Consider the following 21496-nt stretch of genomic DNA (forward strand, 5'->3'; position numbering starts at 1 on the left):
TTTAAGTCTCTTTAAGTCTCTTTAAGTAGTATAAGACAGTATGATAAAACAGTATAAATTAGTATAAAGATTTGAACCGAGATTTACCTTGGTTCAAACTATCATCTGTTTTTATTAAAGCAGGTTAGAGAGGGTAGTTAGAGTTGTTAGCACTATTGATTGAAAATTTCGAACGATTTTTACTGCATAACGATTTTGCTCTTATTAATTGTGATTTATTGATCTAATCTCTGAAGTTTGCGTCTTATTTGTTCACTCTTTTGAAGTGGAATACTTTTATCTTTTTTATCCCGTGCTATAGTGAAAATGTTAAAAATTAAATATAAAAGTGGTGAAATAGAATTGGATTAGATTATCGTTTAATCAGATTTTTATAGGAAACTCTTATTTGGCAATTCTTATTGGGGATTGATAATAGTTGATGATCAAGTCTCTCTATATCAGTTGTGTCTAATAAGTGAGGTCTAATTAAGTTAACTTTATTTAATCTATCTTATTTAATCTATCGTATTTAATCTATCGTATTTAATCTTATTAAAACTTACTAAATCTTATATGAGTCTGATCTTATAGATTCTGATGGATTTTAAGCCCCCCGCTTTTATCACTATGTTAGGAGAGATTATGAAAAAAGGATTTGCAAAGAGTCTATTGGCGTCGGCATTAATTGCGACAATGGCAGTAAGTGGTGCCGTTGCGGCAGAGGTGCCGGAAGGTACTAAACTCCATAAAGAGCAGAAACTGATACGAAATAATGGTGCAGAGCCGCAATCACTTGATCCTCATAAAATTGAAGGGGTGCCGGAGGCAAACTTAGCACGTGATCAATTTGAAGGCCTTGTCAATATCGACCTCAATGGTGAGATCCGTCCTGGAGTTGCTGAATCTTGGGAGAGTGATGATTATCGTGTTTGGCGCTTTAATCTGCGCAAAGATGCGAAATGGTCTAATGGTGATCCAGTCACTGCGGAAGATTTTGTCTACTCATGGAAACGTTTAGTTGATCCAAACACCGCATCTCCTTATGCAAGTTATCTTCAATATGCCCATGTTGAAAATGTCGATGATATTGTCAATGGTAAAGCAGATCCTGATACATTAGGTGTCCGTGCTCTAGATGACCATACATTTGAAATTACGTTAAGTGAGCCGATCCCCTATATTGATAAATTGGTAGGGCATACATCAACTGTTCCTGTTCATCGCGCAACTGTTGAGAAGTATGGTAATCAATGGACTTCACCGAAGAATTTTGTCAGCAATGGTGCTTATAAATTAAAAGATTGGGTTGTGAATGAGCGTATTGTTCTTGAGCGCAACGATCAGTATTGGGATAACGATAAGACTGTGATCGATGAAGTAACGTTCCTCGCGATCCCTTCAGAGGTTACCGATGTGAATCGTTATCGTAGTGGCGAAGTGGATATGACCAATAATGCAATCCCCGTAGATCTCTTCTCGAGATTGCAACGTGATATCCCAGATGAGGTGAAGATTTCTCCATCACTCTGTACTTACTATTATGAAATTAATAATGAGCAAGCACCTTTTGATGATGCACGGGTAAGAGCGGCTGTTAAGTTGGCGCTTGATCGTGATATTATTGCAAATAAAGTCATGGGACAAGGACAGACGCCGGCCTTCGGTTTTACTCCGCCTTCAACAGTTGATATGGAAGCGATTGAGCCAGAGTGGTTCCAGCTTACACAGAAGGAGCGTAATGAGAAGGCAAAACAACTCTTAGCAGATGCAGGATATGGTCCTGGTAATCCGCTCTCATTTACACTACTCTATAATACTTCTGAGGCGCATAGAAAGGTGGCAATCGCCGCGGCATCGATCTTAAAACAGAATGCCGGCATTGAAGTAAAGCTTGAGAATCAAGAGTGGAAAACATTCTTAGATAGTCGTCATCAAGGGAATTATGAAGTGGCGAGAGCAGGTTGGTGTGCTGATTATAATGAGCCATCAAGTTTCTTAAATATTATGCTCTCTACTAGTAGTAATAATACCTCTCACTATAAGAGTGATGAATTTGATGCCGCAATGCGTAAAAGTATTACCGCAGCGACAGAAGATGATCGCGTAAAAGCATATCAAGAAGCTGAGAGAATTCTTGATGAAGATAGTGCATTAGTTCCTATCTACTACTATGTCTCTCCTCGTTTAGTAAAACCCTATGTGGGCGGTTATAGCGTTAACAATCCGCTAGGTTATGCTTATACGAAAGATATGTATATTATTGAGCATTAATTACTAATCGTTAATCGCTAATCATATTGCGCTAATCATCTTGTTTTGTCGATATCGGTATATCTCTATATTGATCTATCGATCTATTCATTACATGGTTTTTACGATGAGCAAGTAGAAAAGCAGCTGAATGGAGTCTTCCATTTTGGCTGCTTTTTTTAATAGTATTAAAAATAATGTTAATGCTATTAGCATAGGGTGTTGTACACCTAGTATTGGCGCATAATATTGAAAGTATGATAGAAAAGAAGAGAGAAGAGAGAAGAATCGAGGAAGAGGGAATTAGTTATAAAGAGTAAGTTATCAAGGTCTTAAGGATATTTCAGAGAGAATTTAGAGAGATTTAAAAAAGTCTTAAAAGGAGATATGACGATGGAGCAGAAAAATCGTTTTTATAAAGGGCGTTTGGCATTACTGCCGCTTGCTGTAGGATTTGCGCTTTGGGGAGCTTCAGTTGAGTTAGCCTCTTCTGCAATTGTTCCTGAGGGAGTTAAGTTGGCAGATCAACAGCGTCTAGTTCGCAATAATGGTACTGAGCCTCAATCATTGGATCCACACAAAATTGAAGGCGTTGCCGAGTCTCACCTATCTCGAGATCTCTTTGAAGGACTTGTGATTATCAATGATGATGGGGAGATGGAACCTCGAGTGGCAAAGTCCTGGGAGAATGAGGACTTTATCGTTTGGCGTTTCAAGTTAAAACCAGATCTTAAGTGGTCTAATGGAGATCCTATTACGGCATCAGATTTTGAGTATTCATGGAAACGATTAGCAGATCCGGCAACGGGTTCCCCTTATGCCAGTTATCTGCAATATGCACACATTGAGAATATTGACGATGTTATTTTAGGAGAGAAGCCGGCAGATGATCTTGGTGTTAAAGCGCTAGATGATGAGACATTAGAGGTGAGATTATCAACTGCTGTCCCCTATTTTCCGCAACTTTTAGCACATACGGCGATGTCGCCTGTTCCTCAAAAAGTGATAGAAAAATATGGTGATCAATGGACCAATGTTGGACATTTTGTAGGAAATGGCGCGTATCAATTGGCGCAGTGGCAAGTAAATGAATTTATTAAACTAAAAAGAAATCAAGCATATTGGGATAATGATAATACGGTGATTGATGAGGTGCTATTTTTACCGATTACCTCAGAAGTGACAGAAGCACAGCGTTATCGTGCCGGAGAGATCGATATTACTGCCAATATTCCTATCGATTTTTTTCAGAAGTTACAGGCAGAGATTCCAAATGAGATTAAGGTAAGTCCTTATCTTTGCACCTATTATTATGGGATTAATAATAGCCGGGAGCCTTTTACTGATATTAGAGTAAGGGAGGCGTTAAAGTTAGCGCTTGATCAAGAATTATTAACAAATCGGGTAAAAGCACAAGGTGATCTACCCGCTTATAGTTTTACCCCTCCTTATATTGCCGGCATTGAGGAATTGACGATTCCAGAATGGTTTAATCAGCCGATGGAAGAGCGTAGTGCACGAGCAAAAGCGCTCTTAAAAGAGGCAGGCTATGATGAATCTAATCCCTTAAAAATTAAACTGCTCTATAACACCTCTGATCTTCACAAAAAGATGGGCGTTGCCGCAGCTTCACTTCTTAAGCAGAATGCGGGTGTAGAGATGACACTAGATAATCGGGAGTGGAAGACTTATGCAGATAGTCGTCGTGCTGGAAATTATGATGTTGTCCGAGCTTCGTGGTGTGCTGATTACAATGAGCCATCGAGCTTTTTAAATATGATGATAGGGGATAGTAGTGTTAATACCGTTCATTATAAGAGCGATGAATTTGATCAGTTGATGAGGCAGACCTTAACAGCGAAAGATGATCAAGAGCGAGCTCATTTCTATCAAGTTGCAGAAGAGAAGTTAGATCAGGATTCTGTGATTATTCCAATCTTCTATTTTGCAAATCTGCGTTTAGTTAAGCCTCATGTTGGCGGATATACTGGGAAGAATCAGTTAGGATATTACTACACGAAGGACCTCTATATTATGGATCATGATGATAGTAATCAGAGAAATGATCTCTCTTCTCACCGTTCTCTTAGTGAGAGTAAAGCGAAGTAATAGCGAGTTAACTGCGAGATAATTATGAAGAGATTCTCTATTGATTGAAAGGTTCAAGAGAATCCTCTTTTGATGTTGCTTTAGCGCCTTGAAACCTTTCATCTCTAATCCCCTTAAACCACTCTATTTTCCCAGTGATGCGAAATAGAAACTAAGTTTTAACTTATTGAGGCTGATCTATATAAGGCTATCCTAGCTCTTTAGATCAATAAGCCAATAAATTAAGTTAGTTAAGTCAAATATCAGTGGGAATTTAAGGGCATTATGCAATTGCTTCAGTAATGAGTTGCATAATGATAGAGGAAGAAGTTGTAAGGTGAAGATTATAATTACTGAGCTCTCCGACTCGGATATTAAGGCGCAAAAGAAACAGACCAATAAGCATCAATATACAAGGTCTCAAAGAGGGATTTTAAGTAGATGTTTATTGGGTTTCTCTTCTTTGTTTACAAAGTTAAGATTATTATGGCAAAAGCGTCCTATTTTAATTGAGCTATTAGGGGCTATTTTGCTCCTTTTTCTGATTGTTTTATTGTCCCTTGTAATGCGTTATCTTTTGATTGTTCCGCTTAGATTGAGTCATCAAGCGTTGGAAAAAGATCTTAGAGCAACTCAATTAGAGATCAAAAGAGCAGATCAATCTCTCGAGCTACTCTATCGATGGCGAGATCTCCATCTTCTTCAACAAAAGAGTAGCGTGATCTCATTGATCATGCTTTTAGCGCAAATAGAGCAACACTACTCACAAAAAATTTACCTCACTGATCTGTGGCAAGAGAAGAGGGGCGCTCCTTTAGTATTGCAAGGGCGAGTTATTTCATTTGATTTAATGCGGGAGATCGAAGCGCTCTTTGTTCAAAATGGCTGGAAAATAACTACCCAAATGAGTGCTGATCAGGAGTCATTTCGATTATTTACACTCTCTTTAGAACCTCATCTTTTATATGAAGCAGGTGGAGAATGAGGAGATCATTGTTAGAATTAGCTCAATTCTTTAAGCGAGATCTTCGGGAGTTTCACTGGCACGATTATTGCCGGCTCTCCTCTAAAAGTCGCTGGATACTGCTATCGGTTCTTTTACTGTTATTAAGTTTTCTTCTTCTAAAATGGACTCCCTTAGGGTTTGATTTTTCAGAGAGAAGAGAGCTGCAACAGTTAGAAGAGCGATATCAACGGCAACAATCACTATTAACCCTTGTAAGAGAGGAGCAGGAGGCATTACTAAATTCTCCTCAGTTCAAGGAAGTGAGAGCGATGATTCAGCAACAATTGACAAAATGGGGGTCGGTTGATGATTTTGCGGAGAGAGTTTATCGCTCTTTCATCGATAATGGATTAATCCTTTCACTATTTACTCCTATTTCTGATGCGTCTCATCGAGGAAGTCTCACTCTTAAGTTACGGTTATGTGGTGATACATCACAACTTTTAAAGAGTCTCTATTCACTCGCGGAGCAGTATCCTAGATATCTTGTGGAGATTGAAAGTTGGGCGAAGATATCAAGTAATGCCCTTTGTGATACTACGATAGAAGAGAGAGCAGAGCAGGTGCCAGGGAAGATGTTTAAGGTACAACTAAAGTTTTATGATCTTTTTATACTTTTAGAGGAGGTTGAGCATCCAATTTCCTCTCTACCTGATCTCCCGGCAACAAAGGCTAGTGATATCTACCAAGAGCTTTTAACCCATCAATTATCATTGAGTGATTGGCAAGCGTGGATTGCTCAAAATTTTATCTCAAAAAATTTATCTTCCGATTCAGGATTATTTCATCTCCCTTTCTCTTCTACGAGGCTAGATCACAATGATCATTACTCTGCAATAGAAGGCACGCTCAAGAGACATGAAGAACCGTTATTTCATTGGCAGTTGGGAGAGGTATTTCAAGGAATTCGTTTTTTAGGAGTGATTAAGAGAGAGGCGTTATCGCTATCCCCCTTCGATCATCGTGGAAGAGCACTATTTTCCTATAATAATGGGGAGATAATAGCTGTTGATCTCTCTATTTTAGAGCGACAATCTGTAGAGATCGATTTTTATAGAGATCAGCTTCTGCTCTTTAATCGGGAGTTTATAGACTATCTTCAAGAAGAAACCTTAATAGAGTGACTGCTAGATAAGGCATAGGGGGGTAGATGCTATTTGGAAGTAGAGTAGGAACAGGGGGAAAGTAGGGTAGTAATGCAGTTAGGATTAAAATTGGAGCAGATAAGATATTTAGCAGAGAAACAGAAGGCTGTGACAGCAAGAAGATCAATTGTGATAGCTATTTTTTTCATACTATTATTGGGGATTATATTGCAACCTATCAGTTTCGGAAGTGATCAGATCGATAGCCTATCGAAGGAGGAGTTCTCAGATCATATGGGCTCACTCCCTTCTGTTATCGCGACAACTGATGGGGTACCGGATGTGCAGAAATCACAGAGCTCCCAAAATGGAGAGCCTCTCTACTCTTTCTCGCTAAATGGCGTTAGCCTCTCTTACTTTGTGAATCTATTGGCGAAGGAGTCAGGGAGAAATATTATTGTTGATCCCACTGTTGATCAGAACATTACACTCCATCTTAATCAGATGAGTTTTTCAGAGATATTAGAGCTTCTCCTTCTCTATACGGGGTTAAGTTCAATGGAGGTAAATGGTGTCATCATGATTGCAAGCCATAATACTTTTGCAAGAATGAATCAAGAGAAAATCATTACTGAGGTTGTCACACTCCATTATGCAGAAGCAAAGGAGATTGCTGAGATTTTGCGAGGAAAGGCATCAGGAGGATCAGGTGAATTACGAGGAGGTGGTAATGGATCAACTTTCACTCTCGGTGTCGATCATCGTCTCAATCAGGTAGTGATAACCGCATCTGTATCTGAAATGAGGGAGTTGAAACGCCTTATTGATCAGTTAGATCAGCCGGCACAACAGGTGGAGATCTCCGCTTACATTGTGGCTGCTTTTGATGATTTTGCTAAAGAGCTTGGGGTCAATTGGGGACTCAATTATCAACAGGGAGCTTATGAGCTTTCAGGGACGATTCCTAACGAGCAAGCAGGTGCAGGTCATTTTGGAGGTCAATTAGGAAGTTTAACCTCATTAGGGGTCTCTCTTCCCGATTTTTCTATGGGCTATATGATTTTAGGCAAAGGGTTAAATTTAGGTCTAGAGATCTCGGCAATGCAATCAGAGGGGAGAGGTGAGATGCTCTCTAATCCTACGATCTTAACGACAAGCCGTCGAGCCGCCTATATCAAGCAAGGAACTGAAGTATCCTATTCAACAAGCTCTAATGAGGGGACAAATACAGAATTTAAAGATGCGGTTATGGAGCTTAATGTCGTACCGCAAATCACCCCAAAGGGGAAGATTTTGATCGATATCTTAATCTCTAAAGATGAGATCTCAGGATATGATCCAAAAGGTGAGCCTATTATTTCGAAAAAAGAGCTTAAAACGCAGGCATTAGTTAATCATGGTGAGACAATCGTTTTAGGCGGTATCTATGAGTATGATACCGCAACAACTGTTTCAGAAGTTCCTTTTTTGAGTCGACTTCCCTTTTTAGGGAGACTCTTTAAGCGAGAGGGAAATAAGCAGAAAAAGGCAGAGTTGTTAATATTTATTAGGCCAAGAATAGTTGATACACTGAGTCCTTAATCGAAGTGAAATCAAAGTGAAATCGAAGCGAAAATAGAAGCAGAGATTAAAGAGAAAATTAAAATAGAGTTTAGCAATAGATAAGAAGTTAGTAGGGTTATTGTCAAGATAGATTCTGTAGGAGCGGGGAATTTGGTGAAGAGTAATACTGAGAATAGTACTGAGAGAAATATTGAGAGAAATATCTACTTAGTAGGGCCGATGGGGGCTGGTAAATCCACGGTAGGGCGTCTATTGGCGGAAGCATTAAATCTCACTTTTTTTGATAGTGATCACTACATTGAGGAGATAACAGGTGTTACGATACCTTACATCTTTGAGTTAGAAGGAGAATCAGGATTTAGAGAGCGAGAAAAACGAGCGATAGAGGCTTTAACGGCAAAAGAGGGGATTATTCTTTCCACAGGAGGTGGTGCTATTTTGGCAGAAGAGAATCGTCGACAACTATCTGATAATGGTATTGTTATCTATCTTAATGTTTCGCCGGAAGTGCAGTATGAACGAGTTCGGTTTGATAACCAGCGGCCTCTATTGCAGCAGGATGACCCGCAAGCGGTTCTTGAAGCACTCTACCTGATCCGTGATCCTCTCTATCGAGAGGTTGCGGCATATACTGCTTTTTCAGACAATATCCCCCCGAAGGTGGTTGTTAGTGGTATCATAGAGAGTATTGTTCAAAATCGATCGCCTCTCCCGGAGTGGCTTATAGGAAGTGATAATAGATGAAGACTTTAACTGTAGATTTAGCCGATCGCTCATATGATATTGAGATTGATAAGAACCTATTAGCAACGAAGCGTTTTGTAGATGAGTTTCCCTATACTCAGCGGCTTGTGTTAACAAATAATACGATATACGCCCTCCATTCAGATCGAATTTTATCTCTAGTTGATGGTGATCGGGATCATGTAGTTATTATTGAAGATGGGGAGCAGTATAAGAATTTAAGCTCTTTTGCTGAGGTTCATACCCGTCTTTTAGAGTTAGAATTTAATCGTAAAAGTCTTCTGATAGCCTTTGGTGGTGGTGTGATTGGTGATCTTGCCGGGTTTGTTGCAAGTACCTATCAAAGAGGTATCGATTTTGTTCAGATTCCTACAACACTTTTAGCGCAAGTCGATAGTTCAGTCGGCGGAAAAACTGCGGTCAATCATCCATTAGGGAAGAATATGATCGGAACTTTCTATCAGCCTAAACGTGTTTTAATTGATCTCTCATTGCTCGAAACATTGCCACAGCGTGAATATATTAGTGGTCTTGCAGAGGTCTTAAAATATGGATTTATTCAAGATGCCCCATTTTTAGAGTGGATGCGACTCAATTATGAAGCTATCTTGGCGAAAGATCCTGAAGTGATTTCAGAGATGATCTATCACTCATGTGTTTGTAAGAAGAGTATTGTTGATCAAGATGAGCGCGAATCAGGTATTAGAGCGACACTTAACCTTGGTCATACTTTTGGGCATGCGATTGAGAAATTGATGAAGTATCAAGGAATCCTCCATGGAGAAGCTGTTGCAATTGGTATTAATATGGCCGGCTATCTCTCATGTCGAATGGGGTACATTAGTAAAAAGGATCAGCTCTATATCACCTCTCTGCTCGATCTTTTTGGATTGCCTTGTATTGCTCCTGAAGCATTCTCTATTCCTGCATTCTTAAATGCGATGCGATTAGATAAGAAGAATGTGACACAAAAGATTCGTTTTGTACTTTTAGAGACGATAGGTAAGGCAATCATAACGGATGAGGTTCCTGAAGAGTTTATTATCGAAGCAATTGAATTTGGAACACCTTAGATGCACAGAGATGAACTTATGCATAAATTACCTTGGTTATCCTTAGGGCCTATCGAAGAGGTGATGCGACGGGTAGAGCAACATATTAGTATGGGGCTCGGGGATTTCTACTCTATCTATGGCCCTTCAGGGTGTGGTAAATCTCGCTTTATGATGGAGCTGAGCCGTAGATTAAATGAGTATGGGCACATTGTTGCGCGTGAAGTGATTGCCGGCAAGGGTTCTATTTTTACCAAGATAGCCACTCTTTTAGAGTGTGAGGCGAATGAAGAGGCGATTATTACACGTCTTAAGGAGATTCCGCCAACAGGGTTAAAGATGGTGTTGCTAGTGGATGATGCAGATCAGCTCACTACTGAGGAGCTCTCTTTTATCTATCGTACAAAAGAGGCGATCAATAAGAAAGGGCTTCGAAGAGGGCAAGAAGAGATCCATGTGGTCGTAGTTCTCTTTATGGATCTTAATAACCAAGATATCTACTCAAAGGAGCTTCTACTTCACTCTAAGAGTTTTACAATTGGTCCGATTAATCACATGCAGATCAAGGAGCTTGTTTGGCATATCTATAAGTATCATGGCAAGACAGCAGATTGCTCCTCTCGGGATCTTAATCGTTTACACGCATTCTCATATGGTTATCCCGGTCGGATTGTTCGTCTTGTAACCGCAGAATTGCAGCCGGCATTTACCCTCAATAAAGCATTAGTCTCTTGGATTCTACTCCTCTTTATCATCGTTTTCGGCATGATCTATGCTGCGTTTAATTATGAGAAGAGTTTAGAACTTCTTGGATTTGGTGGTGATAATCCCGTAGAGGAGGCTCAACTCTATCCTGAGATGTTGATCCCTTCAAAAATGGCAAAGCCTTACTTTGAGGGGGTTAAGAAGATGATTGTAGAAGCTGAAAAAAGAGTGATAGCTGCTCCCCTAGGGATAGTGATTATTCAAGGAGAGCCTTCTTCTACCGATGAGTAGAAGTTAAGAGAGAGAATACAAACAGCACAAACAATATCGAATCTATTTTTTTAGGCTATTTTTAGGCTATTTTTTAGGAGTTTTATGGTACTACTACGTTTACAAGATGTCTCTTTAGCTTATGGGGCAAAACCGCTTCTAAAGGATGTGACATTTGCTATTTCAAAGGGTGAGAGAGTCTGTTTAGTAGGCCGTAATGGAGAGGGGAAATCTTCACTCTTGAAGGTTGTTTCGCAAGAGATTATGCCAGATGGTGGCGAGGTCGTTTTTAGTGATGATCTGAAGATTGCAAAATTAGATCAAGAGATTCCCACTGATTTAGAGCAGAGTGTCTATGAAGTTGTGACAAGTGGTTTAAGCCAGGTGGGTGAGAAGCTACAACAGTATCACTCAATGATTGATGCTGGCGATAATGTTGATTTAGCAAAATTAGGTGATCTTCAGAGTGAGCTTGATCGTTTAAATGCTTGGACTCTCGATTCAAGAGTGGCAGAAATCTTAACAAGATTGGAGCTCGATGGTCAAAAACGGATGAATGAGCTCTCTGGCGGTTGGATTCGTCGGGTTCTATTAGCTCGAGTTTTAGTGAGTGATCCTGATCTTATCTTGTTAGATGAGCCGACAAACCATCTCGATATTGAGATGATTGAGTGGTTAGAGAAGACATTGATCGATCTCTACCGTGGTGCGCTTCTCTTTGTTTCTCATGATCGCCAGTTTTTAGATAATGTTGCCACTAAAATTATTGAGTTAGATCGTGGAAATTTAACAGAATATCCCGGATCATTCTCTGATTATCAGCGGTTTAAAGAGATCGAACTTCATAATGAGGCGCAAGAGAATGCACTCTTTGATAAACGATTAGCAGAGGAAGAGGTCTGGATTCGACAAGGCATCAAAGCAAGAAGAACCCGAAATGAGGGGCGCGTTCGAGCCTTAAAAGCGATGCGTCAAGAGCGAAAAGAACGTTTAGAGCGTCAGGGAAAAGCTGTTTTACATCATGAAGAGGCACAAAAATCGGGTAAGCGGGTGCTTTATGCCGATGATATCTCCTATTCAGTTGCAGGTAAAAACTTGATTAAAGACTTTACTTTCACCTTGATGCGTGGCGATAAGGTGGGGATTATCGGTCCTAATGGGGTTGGAAAATCTACTTTAGTGAAGTTATTAATGGGGGATTTAGAGCCAGATAGTGGTCATATTGAGCGGGGAACGCAGTTAGAAATTGCTTATTTTGATCAGCTTCGAACAAAACTCGATCTTAATGCAACCGTTAGTGATAATGTTGCAGATGGAAGTGACTTTATCGACATTAAGGGTAAAAAGCGACATGTTATTAGCTGGCTACAAGATTTCATGTTTACCCCTGAAAGGGCTAGAAGTCCTGTAAACTCACTCTCTGGGGGGGAGCGAAATCGTCTACTTTTAGCAAAGCTCTTTACAAAACCCTTTAACTTTTTAGTTATGGATGAACCAACGAATGATCTCGATATCGAAACCTTAGAGTTATTAGAGGAGCTGGTTGCTAATTATGAGGGAACTCTACTGTTAATCTCTCATGATCGTGCTTTTCTAGATAGTGTCGTCACCTCTGTTTTAGTCTTTGAAGGTGAGGGAAAGATCGGGGAATATATCGGTGGCTATAGCGATTGGCAAGAACGTTTAGCTGCAAAGAATGCAGAAATGCAGACAGCTGAGCGCAAGAGAGAGAAGAGCGTGGTGAAAGAATCCCAAGCTGATGATAAGAAAGTATCTTCTAATTTAGATAAAAAGCGTGGGGAGAATGAGAATAAGCCGAGAAAGCTAACATTTAAAGAGACTCATGAGTTAGCACAACTTCCTGAAATTATTGCGCAATTAGAGAGCGATATTGAAGCTTTAGAGACGCTGGTGCAATCGGCACAATTTTATCAGGAGAGCCATCTTTATCAGACGGATAAGTTAACAGAGCTTGCTGAGAAGAGTGCATTATTAGAAGAGAAGTACGAACGTTGGTTAGAACTTGAAAACATTCAATAGAAATTTTGAGAAAAAAGGGTATGATTTATAACGACTCTTTTAGGAGAATAGTGAAGATGAAAATGATAAAACCTCTCGTTATATTGGGTGTAAGCCTCCTCTTTGTTGGTTGCTCAATGCATCGCGTTGATGTTGTTCAAGGTAATTATATTGAAGAGACGCGTATAGAGAATTTAAAGCCGGGAATGAGTAAGCATGAGGTACAGATGTTATTAGGGACGCCACTGGTAACGGATGTTTATGAGCCTGATGTTTGGTACTATGTTTTTCAACATTCCACATCAAGTGGTGAAGTGAAAAAAGCACGTACTGTTAAAGTTCACTTCGATCAGCAAGGTCGTTATCTCTATTTAGAAGGAGATAATGAGCCACAATTAGTAGATGATGCTGAATAGTCAGAAGATGAGTGTAAAAGAGAGATAGAGTCACTCGCCGGTGTAGATAAGATTTATCCTATGGGGTAAATCTTATTTTATATGATGGCTATCTAATCAATGATTAATGATTATTGAAGGGAGTTACTTGATGAGTCAATATGAAATTTTATTAGCGTCTCGCTCACCAAGACGGCAAGAGCTGTTACAACAATTGCAAATTCAATATCAAACAGTGGATGTTGAGGTTGATGAGCGTGTAAAGGGAGCTATTATGCCGGAGTTTTATGTTAAAAGTATGGCAGAAGCTAAGGCACTGGCGGCACTTTCAAAATATCGGGATCAGATTAATCATCAAAGACTTCTTCTAACGGCTGATACGGCGATTAGTTACGGTGGTAAGATCATTGGTAAGCCGGAGAGTGAAGCTCATTTTTTTGATATCATGCGCACTCTTTCTAATAAGCATCATACTGTTTTTACGGCAATTACTTTAGTGGGAGCAGGTTGCAAAATTGATGCAGAAGGGGCTCGAACTCAAGAGAAATTTGTGACAATGTTAAGTGAAAGTCGCGTAAAATTCTCTATCTTGCCGGAAGACTTTATTCATCATTATTGGCAAAGTGGTGAGCCGCAAGATAAAGCTGGGGGTTATGCAATTCAAGGGGTAATGGCGGGGTATATTGAGTCGATCGAGGGAAGTTATTCCGGCATTATGGGATTACCGCTATTTGAACTTCGAAAAGCATTAGAAGAGTTTGGTTGTTATCTGATGGATGCTTAATCATGCATCGATCTAGTATCGATCTGTAGTGTAGGTCTGGTGAAAACCTGACCTCAGTCTCTGTTGGAGTTGTAGGAAGTGAGTTATCAGTAGAGTGTTATCAAGAAGATACTGATAATAAATTTTGCATTAGCACTGTTATAGAGAGTATTTTAAGAATTAATATCGACATTAATATCGGTTTGAAAGATGAATTCAGTTAAGAGAGAAGAAGAGAAGAGAGCGGTGACTCAGAAGCAAGAGGCGGAATTATCACCTACAGATGTTCAGGTGCAGGGTAAGGTGAAAGGGGAGGGTTCTCCAAAAGCGGAGAAGTCGGGCCTCTATAATGATGTTGCAGTTGAGGCTTCTCATGCCGAGTTGTTACGTGAGCCATTAGAATTTACTGTTAAAGAGTATGATGAAGCACCATCAGATGTTAATGAGAACGTTGAGTCGAATAATAAGTTAACGCATCTCAAAGCCCCTTCATTTGTGGCTGATCGCTCTACTCCAGAGCTCTTTGATGCCACTCTAGAGAGTAGCGTGTCTTCAGAGATGAACTCTGAAAATAGAAGCGCTTATTTAGGAGATGGACGATTAGAGCCCGTGATTTCTGATCAGAGTGATGCAAAGGTAGAATCTTTCAGTGCGATCGACTCTATCGTGGCAGAAAATATTGAGGAGATCGAGGAGAGAGCGGCACAGATAGAAAGCGGTGAATCGATTAATAGGGATGAAGATGTCAATGTTAATCCTCCAAAAAAACGACGCGGGAGTCAATTAGGTATGGGATGGTTTCAAGGATTTAGTCTATTTATATTTAGCTTGCTCTTCGTAGGGTTAGCTGCGTTTGCCTACTTTATGTTTGGAGAGGAGTCTCTCTATAGTGGAAAAGAGGTGAAATATGTGGCAGTTCCTAATGAGGAATCGGGGGCAATGGCGGCGTTAAATCCAGCTATTCCGGAAGAGGAGCGGCAGCGTTATATCTATGTTCCTAAAGAGCCTCGTGAAGTCGTTGAAGTAGTAGAGGTTGAAGTGCCAGTATTAGAGGGTACAGAAGCACAGAAGTTTACTCAGGTGGAGATTGTAAGTCATAATGATGCAACGGGTGATGATGAGATATCTGTTGAGACTACGGTTGAAGAATCGCCTGCTTTAACGCTTCTATCTCTCGATGATTCGGTAGGAGATCTCTCACAAGAAGATCAATCTTTAATCGATAGTTATCTTCTTCAGGCTGATATCGCCTATACACAAGGAAATTATGTGGGGGTCGACCAAAACGATGCTTACTACTATTATCAAGAGATCTTAAAATTAGATCCAGAAAATAGTGCTGCGCAACAGGGTTTACTCAATATTGCCGATATCTACTATCGCAGTGCTTATGATGCTTATAATTATGGACAGTTAGATATTGCAGAGCAGTATGTCGCAATAGGTTTAGTTGTTCAGCCAAATCATAGTGCGCTTTATCAGCTTAAATCGATCATTGATCAGAAGCGAGCAGAATCGCAATTTGATATCCCCGCTTTTAATCAAGGTGTACAAGGCTTTCAGTTTGAATAGAGAGAGAAACGCTTAGAATTATTATAAGTTATGACTATTCAATTTATGACTATTCAAGTTATGACAATTCAACTTAAGTGAATGTATAGAATTGAATAGATAAGCAGAGACAAAAAAGTATAGAACAGAGCATAGAAAAAGGCCCTAGAGATTTTAGATCTTTAGGGCCTTCTACTTAAGAGCGATCTACTACTACTCTACTACTCGCTCTTTTCGATTTCACTCTCTTCAGTTGTGATTAAAGCATCTACAAACTCATTTGAGTTGAACGGACGGAGATCATCGATTGTTTCGCCGACACCAATAAAGCGAATGGGAATCTCAAGCTCTTCCGCAATGGCAAAGAGGATTCCCCCTTTCGCTGTTCCATCGAGTTTGGTAAATGTCATGCCGGTAATCGGTACAGTCTCATTAAATTGACGTGCTTGATTAAGCGCATTTTGACCCGTAGAGGCATCAACTACTAACATTACCTCGTGAGGAGCGCTCTCATCATGTCGTTTAATCACTCGATTAATTTTGGCAAGCTCCTGCATTAAGCCTGAGTCCGTATGGAGTCTGCCGGCAGTATCGGCAATTAAGATATCAATTTTCCGCGCTTTTGCTGATTCCATCGCATCAAAGATGACAGAAGCCGGATCAGCGCCCTCTTTTTGTGAGATGACAGGGATCTTATTTCTTTCACCCCAAACTTGTAATTGTTCTACAGCAGCGGCTCTAAAGGTATCGCCGGCGGCTAACATTACAGAGCGACCTTCTGCTTGGAATTTTTTCGCTAATTTACCAATAGTTGTCGTCTTACCCACGCCATTTACACCAATCATCAAGATCACATAAGGTGTATGCTCTTTATCGATCACTAATGGTTTTGATACGGGCTCTAAAATCTCCTTCATCTCTACCTTTAATGCCGCAAAGAGTTCATCCACATTAGAGAGTGATTTACGGGAAACAGAGTCGCGGATTGAGGTGAGAAGTTGCTCAGTAACATTGATTCCCACATCAGCCATTAAAAGGCGCGTTTCTAGCTCTTCTAAGATCTCTTCATTAATCTCTTTTTTACCAAGGAAAAGATCTGCAATTCCTTCAGTAATACTATTGCGCGTCTTACTTAGGCGACTTGTTAGGCGGGCAAAGAATCCCTTCTTCTGTTTTGGCTTCTCTTGAGTGACCTCGACATATTCTTCAGCTTGCTCATTAATCTGTCCATCAGCAATCTGCTTATCGGCTTCTTCGTCGACAGAAGTTGATTGTGAGTCGCTGATTGTCGTTTGCTCAACTTCAATCTTTTCAACTTCAGTTTCTTCAATTTCAGTAACTATTTCAGTTGCTTCCTCTTTGGAGTCCTCAATAGGGGAGGGATCAAGCGGCATCTCACTCTCTGTAACATGCTCTTCTGAGACTTTCTCATCTTGAAGATGACTCTGTTCATTAGATGCTTCAAGAATCTCCTCTTTGGCATCAGAGGCAATCTCTTCTAAAAACTGATGTTGTGCCGGTAATTCTTCTGCAGAATCGGATTGACCCTGAGGTTTAATATTCTCTTTAATCTCATCTGCAATATCGTGAGCAATCTCCTCAACAATATGCTCTACAGTGGAAAGAGGGGCACTCTTTTTTTGAGAGGGGATCTCTTTATCATCTTCAGCAGGGGATTTAACTGCTTGAACGGAAGATTTTTCCTCAAGCGGAGTCTCTTGAGAGACAGCCTTGTCCTCTTTTTTGCCACCAAATAATCTACTAAACCAACCTTTTTTCTTTTCAGCCATAATCTCTACTTCTTATTCTTTATTCTGTTTTAGAATTTATAAATAGGGGGTTAAATTTTAAGGGTTATTCTATCAGTTAATCACTGAGTTTGCTCTTTTCTCTACTTGTGGTATTATTCTAGATCTTAATTAGGCTCTGTTAGCAAATAGCGATATAGAGATAGGTTTGACTAATTATTAGCTAATTAAGAAATAAGGCTTGTCAAACTCTAAAATATATTGCATTATATGCATCTTGCTTCAGGCGTATAGCTCAGTTGGTTAGAGCGCCACCTTGACATGGTGGAGGTCGTTGGTTCGAATCCAATTACGCCTACCAAATTTATAAGGGCCTTTAGCTCAGTTGGTTAGAGCTCTCGACTCATAATCGAGCGGTCGCTGGTTCGAGCCCAGCAAGGCCCACCAACTAAAGGCCCAAACCCCGTATCAATGATACGGGGTTTTTTTATTGCTATCAAGGATAAATCTAGCAACGACGGTATTTTAACTGATGTATATAAATCAGTTTTATTAACTGAATCTAATCGACACCAAACTACCGATAATCATTATAAGTACCTATCCCAAAGTCATAATATTTTTCAACAAGTTGAAATATCATTGCTTCCTCTTTAAGAGAGATTGTGTGAGGTTTAAGTAGGGCGCCATATTGCTCGAGCGTTTGTAGATACAGATCGAGCATCTCTTTTGACTCTTGATTTGTGATAAATAGTAGTAGCGAGTGTTGCGCCTTTTGGTATTCGGCTACATCATTTATTTCGTTAGGATAATCAATAAGCGAAATTTGGTAGGGTGTTTTAATCTCTTGTTCTTCTGAAAACTCCTCTATTGTAATTGTGTTATCTAAATAGCTTGCTCGATGCTCCTGATTGAGGTTTTGAAATTGTTTATTAAGAAGGTTTGTAAACATTTCTGTTAGCTGTTCAGTTGAGCGATCACCTTCAGTTAATCTCTCTGTTAATTTGTCAGCCATCATTGCGCTACGGATAAGATAAGAGAGGAGTGGCTGAAAAGAGGTGTTTTGCATAACTTTCCTTTTAGTCTATTACAGAAAATATCGTAAAAATTAATATAACAGCTATTACAAATAACTTATTTCAATGGGAATTTTTTCAGCACTCCTTCTTTTGATAGTTATTGGCTTGCAAAAGCTTGTTGCAGGGTATCGATTTCGCGCTGAATACTATCAAAACCTTCTATTTCAGGGATTGGCTTGATCTTTTCTGCTTCTGAATATTGAGCAGCATTCGCGAGAGTTTCAAATAGAAAGAGCAGAGATGCTAGATCTTTCTCTTTTAGAATGGGACGGGATGGTTTCTCAGCTGCACTCTCGAGAAGGAAGGCAAGTTTCTCCATTGAGTAGATAATCGGCCAGTAGTATTCTAACAACTCTCTCTTTTTAGGGATCTCTCCGATAGCTGCATTATAGAGTGCCATAAGATTATTTAAGTTAGTTTTCATCTTTATTAGTCGAGCTTGAATCTGCCTTTCAGTACTCGCTTTCTCTCGAGAGAAGAGTAGAAGAATCATTTGAGACTGGTTTCGTAATGTGCGCATTAAAATTCGTGGGATACGTACTGAAGCAGATCGTTTTCCCATTAGAAGAACACCGATAATACCGATCGCACTTCCGATAACGACATCGATCATTCTTGCGCTAGAGAAGTGGAAGAATGAAAATTCTCCGCCGGTGATTGTTTCGGCTAAGAGAAGCGCATTGGGGGTAATAAAGATTACTGCCAAACCGTAGTTACGGATAATGAAAAGCTCGATTGTCGCTGTAAAGAAGAGGATAAAGAGTGCGATGGGATAGCCAGAAGGTTTAAAGTAGAGAATTGAGCTGGCAATGATAATTCCGATAAAAGTACCAATTGAGCGTTGAATGGCGCGATGTAGTGTTGCGATCATCGATTCACCAGACATTACAGCGACACAGGAGAGTGGTATCCAGTAAGAGCGAGTGAAGTCGAAGCTATAGGCGATAAGCGCAGCCATTGTAGTGACAACACTAAAACGGATAGCTGTTAAAAAGACAAGCGAGTTACGATCGAAGGCATTCACTAGGAGATCTTTAACAGATGTTTTGCTCTCTAATGTAACAGGTTCCAATTCTGCAAGAGGTGCATGTAAGGCTTGCTCCATTTTTTTGAGCTGTTGCGTAATAATCGCCATTGATGGAGAGAGTGTCGGCAATTTGGGGGTATCGATATCTGCGGTAGTACTACTATTATCCTTTTTCGAGCGATTATGGAGAAGGATATTTCTATTTTTTCTATTGAGAAATTGATGATCAATATCAGATTCGATTTTTTGTAAGGAGCGTTGCAGATAGAGCGCTAGTTCGGGGTCAATAGCTGTGTTATCAGCGGAGCAATTATTGAGGATTGTTAAAAAGTACTCATTTCCTTCAATGGCAAGATGCAGGAGGCGACGATATGTTTCGGAGGGTTGCCAAGGGAGTTCGCCGGCAATTAAGGTGTCAAAGCTCTCCTTGAAGACCCCCATTGTTTTATACTTCTCCTCCTGAAATTGATCTGTCCCGATACTCTCTGTAAATGTGGTTAATTGTTGATAGGCTCTACGGATCGCTCTAATTTCAGGGCGATGAGGATTGAGGAGAAAGCCACTCATTGCAATAATCCAAGAGAGCAACGCTCCGATAGCCACTAATCCCGCGCGTGTTAGAGCGCCGATAAGGTCTGTTTCAGCCATATCTGCTGTTAAAGCAAAAATTAAGACAAAAAATATTGCCGAAGGACCGATAAAACGTAGTGCATTAAAAATAAAGAGACTAATCCCGGCAATTAGACCCATCACAATAGCAACAGCGAACGGATAAGGGGATAATATTGAGCCGAGAAAAGAGCAGGTTACAATAGTTATAGCAACAAATAGTAGACGCTTTGAGAGTTGGGCATAAGGGATAGGAAAGGCATAGAGATAGGTAAAGCCCCCTAATCCTGCAATAAGCCCATACTGTAACTGATCTAGCCAAATTCCAATTAAGATAGGAAGTGTCATGGCGATTCCGGCACCGATTGCTCTCTCCCAGGGCCAGGGTCGATTATTAACAGCAATGGCTTCTTTGAGAAGATCAGTGACTTTTTTCATCATAATGCTTTAAATCTCCTTTATAATTATTTTTGTGCTACGCCATCAATGGGGTGCTATCAAACTGGTAATGTACTTTGATAGCAATTTTGACAGTAATTTCGATAGTAACCTATTTGTGCACGCATATATTTAACGCATACATTTATATATACACATGCTACATGCCTCATATATACAGATGCACAGATATACAAATGTACAGATGGACACACAGATATGTACAACCATATGAATGGATGCGGAATATTATTATAGGCAACCTGTGTAATAGGGGTATCGTAAATAGAGAAGCCCATGAGATGGGAATAAAGTAGGGCATATTCCCTCGATTTAGGCTACAATATTGCACAAATTTTTTTTGATATTCCTCACTATATTAGCACTTAACAATAAGTGTGATGGTAATCATTATCGATTATTCTTATCGATTATTCGATCTCTAATGAATGATGTGGGATATCATGTAATCTGTTCACCGCTGGTGCTCTATTAGAAACAAAAGGTATTTATGAAACTGCTTCACGAAAGAATTGTCCAAGATGGTTTAGCATTTGATGATGGGACCTTAAAGGTTGATAGCTTTATTAACCACCAAATGGATCCGATCTTAATGAAATCGATTGCGGTAGAGTTTGTTCGCCGTTTTGCAACGCTCCCGATCAATAAAATTATTACGATTGAAGCAAGCGGTATCGCGCCAGCGATTATGTTAGGCTACCTATTAGAGCTTCCAGTTGTGTTTGTGAAGAAGAAAACACCAAAAACAATGGAAAAAATGTACCTTTCAACAGTTTACTCGTTCACTAAGGATCGTACATACAATGTTTGTGTCAGTGAAGAGTATCTCTCTAAAGAGGATAATGTTCTCTTCATTGATGACTTCTTGGCAAATGGTAATGCGGCGTTAGGTGTGAAATCATTAATTGATCAAGCTGGAGCAACGCTTTCTGGTATGGGCTTTATTATTGAGAAGAGTTTCCAAGAAGGACGTGCAAGGTTAGAAAAAGAGGGAATTAATGTTCAATCTCTCGCGCGTGTTGCCTCACTTGCCGGTGGTAAAGTTTCATTTATTGAAGAGTAGTTGTTAGGAGTATTGTTGTTAGGAATATTAATTTAGAT

General features: G+C 39.9%; 15 protein-coding genes, 2 tRNA genes and 1 pseudogene. 15 read left to right on the forward strand and 3 right to left on the reverse strand.

Annotated features, from left to right (window positions below; all coding sequences use genetic code 11):
• Nucleotides 1-624 precede the first annotated feature (624 nt).
• The 12 genes and pseudogenes from AC0SAP_RS00070 (at nucleotide 625) to AC0SAP_RS00125 (ending at nucleotide 15494) form a co-directional block, all read left to right on the forward strand.
• Nucleotides 625-2253, forward strand: coding sequence for an ABC transporter substrate-binding protein (locus AC0SAP_RS00070; protein WP_473382276.1), 1629 nt, complete (start codon nucleotides 625-627; stop codon nucleotides 2251-2253).
• Nucleotides 2254-2625: 372 nt separating this feature from the next.
• Nucleotides 2626-4275, forward strand: a pseudogene (locus AC0SAP_RS00075) (ABC transporter substrate-binding protein); the annotation flags it as partial.
• 382 nt (nucleotides 4276-4657) lie between these two features.
• Complete coding sequence (locus AC0SAP_RS00080; RefSeq protein ID WP_473382277.1) at nucleotides 4658-5305, forward strand: hypothetical protein; 648 nt, start codon at nucleotides 4658-4660, stop codon at nucleotides 5303-5305.
• An 8-nt stretch (nucleotides 5306-5313) separates the two neighbouring features.
• Nucleotides 5314-6450, forward strand: a complete 1137-nt coding sequence (locus AC0SAP_RS00085) for a hypothetical protein (RefSeq protein ID WP_473382278.1) — start codon at nucleotides 5314-5316, stop codon at nucleotides 6448-6450.
• A 72-nt stretch (nucleotides 6451-6522) separates the two neighbouring features.
• Nucleotides 6523-7992 (forward strand): type IV pilus secretin PilQ, encoded by a 1470-nt coding sequence (gene pilQ / locus AC0SAP_RS00090; protein ID WP_473382279.1) that lies wholly within the window; start codon nucleotides 6523-6525, stop codon nucleotides 7990-7992.
• A gap of 135 nt (nucleotides 7993-8127) precedes the next feature.
• A complete protein-coding gene (gene aroK, locus AC0SAP_RS00095) occupies nucleotides 8128-8718 on the forward strand; it encodes a shikimate kinase AroK (protein ID WP_268245755.1) in 591 nt (196 codons plus the stop codon).
• The gene (gene aroB / locus AC0SAP_RS00100) at nucleotides 8715-9791 is read left to right on the forward strand and encodes a 3-dehydroquinate synthase (protein WP_473382281.1); all 1077 of its coding nucleotides are present in this window, start codon (nucleotides 8715-8717) and stop codon (nucleotides 9789-9791) included. The genes aroK and aroB overlap by 4 nt, the downstream gene beginning before the upstream one ends.
• Before the next feature lie 18 nt (nucleotides 9792-9809).
• Complete coding sequence (locus AC0SAP_RS00105; RefSeq protein ID WP_473382282.1) at nucleotides 9810-10766, forward strand: P-loop NTPase family protein; 957 nt, start codon at nucleotides 9810-9812, stop codon at nucleotides 10764-10766.
• A gap of 84 nt (nucleotides 10767-10850) precedes the next feature.
• Nucleotides 10851-12785: an ATP-binding cassette domain-containing protein gene (locus AC0SAP_RS00110; protein ID WP_473382283.1), complete on the forward strand. Its 1935-nt coding sequence runs from the start codon at nucleotides 10851-10853 to the stop codon at nucleotides 12783-12785.
• Between the two features lie 56 nt (nucleotides 12786-12841).
• The gene (locus AC0SAP_RS00115; protein WP_286478835.1) at nucleotides 12842-13180 is read left to right on the forward strand and encodes an outer membrane protein assembly factor BamE; all 339 of its coding nucleotides are present in this window, start codon (nucleotides 12842-12844) and stop codon (nucleotides 13178-13180) included.
• Between the two features lie 130 nt (nucleotides 13181-13310).
• The gene (locus AC0SAP_RS00120; protein ID WP_286478838.1) at nucleotides 13311-13943 is read left to right on the forward strand and encodes a Maf family protein; all 633 of its coding nucleotides are present in this window, start codon (nucleotides 13311-13313) and stop codon (nucleotides 13941-13943) included.
• Nucleotides 13944-14132: 189 nt separating this feature from the next.
• Nucleotides 14133-15494, forward strand: a complete 1362-nt coding sequence (locus AC0SAP_RS00125; protein WP_473382285.1) for a tetratricopeptide repeat protein — start codon at nucleotides 14133-14135, stop codon at nucleotides 15492-15494.
• Nucleotides 15495-15694: 200 nt separating this feature from the next.
• Here the strand turns inward: AC0SAP_RS00125 and ftsY are convergent, their stop codons facing one another.
• A complete protein-coding gene (ftsY, locus tag AC0SAP_RS00130; protein ID WP_473382286.1) occupies nucleotides 15695-17263 on the reverse strand; it encodes a signal recognition particle-docking protein FtsY in 1569 nt (522 codons plus the stop codon).
• Nucleotides 17264-17505: 242 nt separating this feature from the next.
• On the opposite strand from ftsY, the gene AC0SAP_RS00135 reads away from it, so the two are divergent.
• Nucleotides 17506-17582 (forward strand) — tRNA-Val (locus tag AC0SAP_RS00135).
• Nucleotides 17583-17591: 9 nt separating this feature from the next.
• Nucleotides 17592-17668: transfer RNA gene (locus AC0SAP_RS00140), tRNA-Ile, on the forward strand.
• 130 nt (nucleotides 17669-17798) lie between these two features.
• On the opposite strand, the gene AC0SAP_RS00145 is transcribed toward AC0SAP_RS00140, so the two are convergent.
• Both AC0SAP_RS00145 and AC0SAP_RS00150 read right to left on the reverse strand, forming a co-directional pair.
• Nucleotides 17799-18290, reverse strand: a complete 492-nt coding sequence (locus AC0SAP_RS00145) for a hypothetical protein (RefSeq protein WP_473382287.1) — start codon at nucleotides 18288-18290, stop codon at nucleotides 17799-17801.
• A gap of 107 nt (nucleotides 18291-18397) precedes the next feature.
• A complete protein-coding gene (locus tag AC0SAP_RS00150; protein WP_473382288.1) occupies nucleotides 18398-20377 on the reverse strand; it encodes an FUSC family protein in 1980 nt (659 codons plus the stop codon).
• 508 nt (nucleotides 20378-20885) lie between these two features.
• Here AC0SAP_RS00150 and xpt point away from each other — a divergent pair.
• Complete coding sequence (gene xpt, locus AC0SAP_RS00155; RefSeq protein ID WP_109235282.1) at nucleotides 20886-21458, forward strand: xanthine phosphoribosyltransferase; 573 nt, start codon at nucleotides 20886-20888, stop codon at nucleotides 21456-21458.
• The last annotated feature ends 38 nt before the right edge of the window (nucleotides 21459-21496 follow it).

This window comes from Ignatzschineria sp. PL_is040, assembly GCF_055813795.1.

Bases quoted from the DNA above. Each gene is read 5' to 3' on its own strand.
- AC0SAP_RS00070 (WP_473382276.1), top strand. From the start codon at position 625: ATGAAAAAAGGATTTGCAAAGAGTCTATTGGCGTCGGCATTAATTGCG.
- pilQ (WP_473382279.1), top strand. From the start codon at position 6,523: ATGCAGTTAGGATTAAAATTGGAGCAGATAAGATATTTAGCAGAGAAA.
- aroB (WP_473382281.1), top strand. From the start codon at position 8,715: ATGAAGACTTTAACTGTAGATTTAGCCGATCGCTCATATGATATTGAG.
- AC0SAP_RS00105 (WP_473382282.1), top strand. From the start codon at position 9,810: ATGCATAAATTACCTTGGTTATCCTTAGGGCCTATCGAAGAGGTGATG.
- AC0SAP_RS00110 (WP_473382283.1), top strand. From the start codon at position 10,851: ATGGTACTACTACGTTTACAAGATGTCTCTTTAGCTTATGGGGCAAAA.
- AC0SAP_RS00115 (WP_286478835.1), top strand. From the start codon at position 12,842: ATGAAAATGATAAAACCTCTCGTTATATTGGGTGTAAGCCTCCTCTTT.
- AC0SAP_RS00120 (WP_286478838.1), top strand. From the start codon at position 13,311: ATGAGTCAATATGAAATTTTATTAGCGTCTCGCTCACCAAGACGGCAA.
- AC0SAP_RS00125 (WP_473382285.1), top strand. From the start codon at position 14,133: ATGAATTCAGTTAAGAGAGAAGAAGAGAAGAGAGCGGTGACTCAGAAG.
- ftsY (WP_473382286.1), bottom strand. From the start codon at position 17,263: ATGGCTGAAAAGAAAAAAGGTTGGTTTAGTAGATTATTTGGTGGCAAA.
- AC0SAP_RS00145 (WP_473382287.1), bottom strand. From the start codon at position 18,290: ATGCAAAACACCTCTTTTCAGCCACTCCTCTCTTATCTTATCCGTAGC.
- AC0SAP_RS00150 (WP_473382288.1), bottom strand. From the start codon at position 20,377: ATGATGAAAAAAGTCACTGATCTTCTCAAAGAAGCCATTGCTGTTAAT.
- xpt (WP_109235282.1), top strand. From the start codon at position 20,886: ATGAAACTGCTTCACGAAAGAATTGTCCAAGATGGTTTAGCATTTGAT.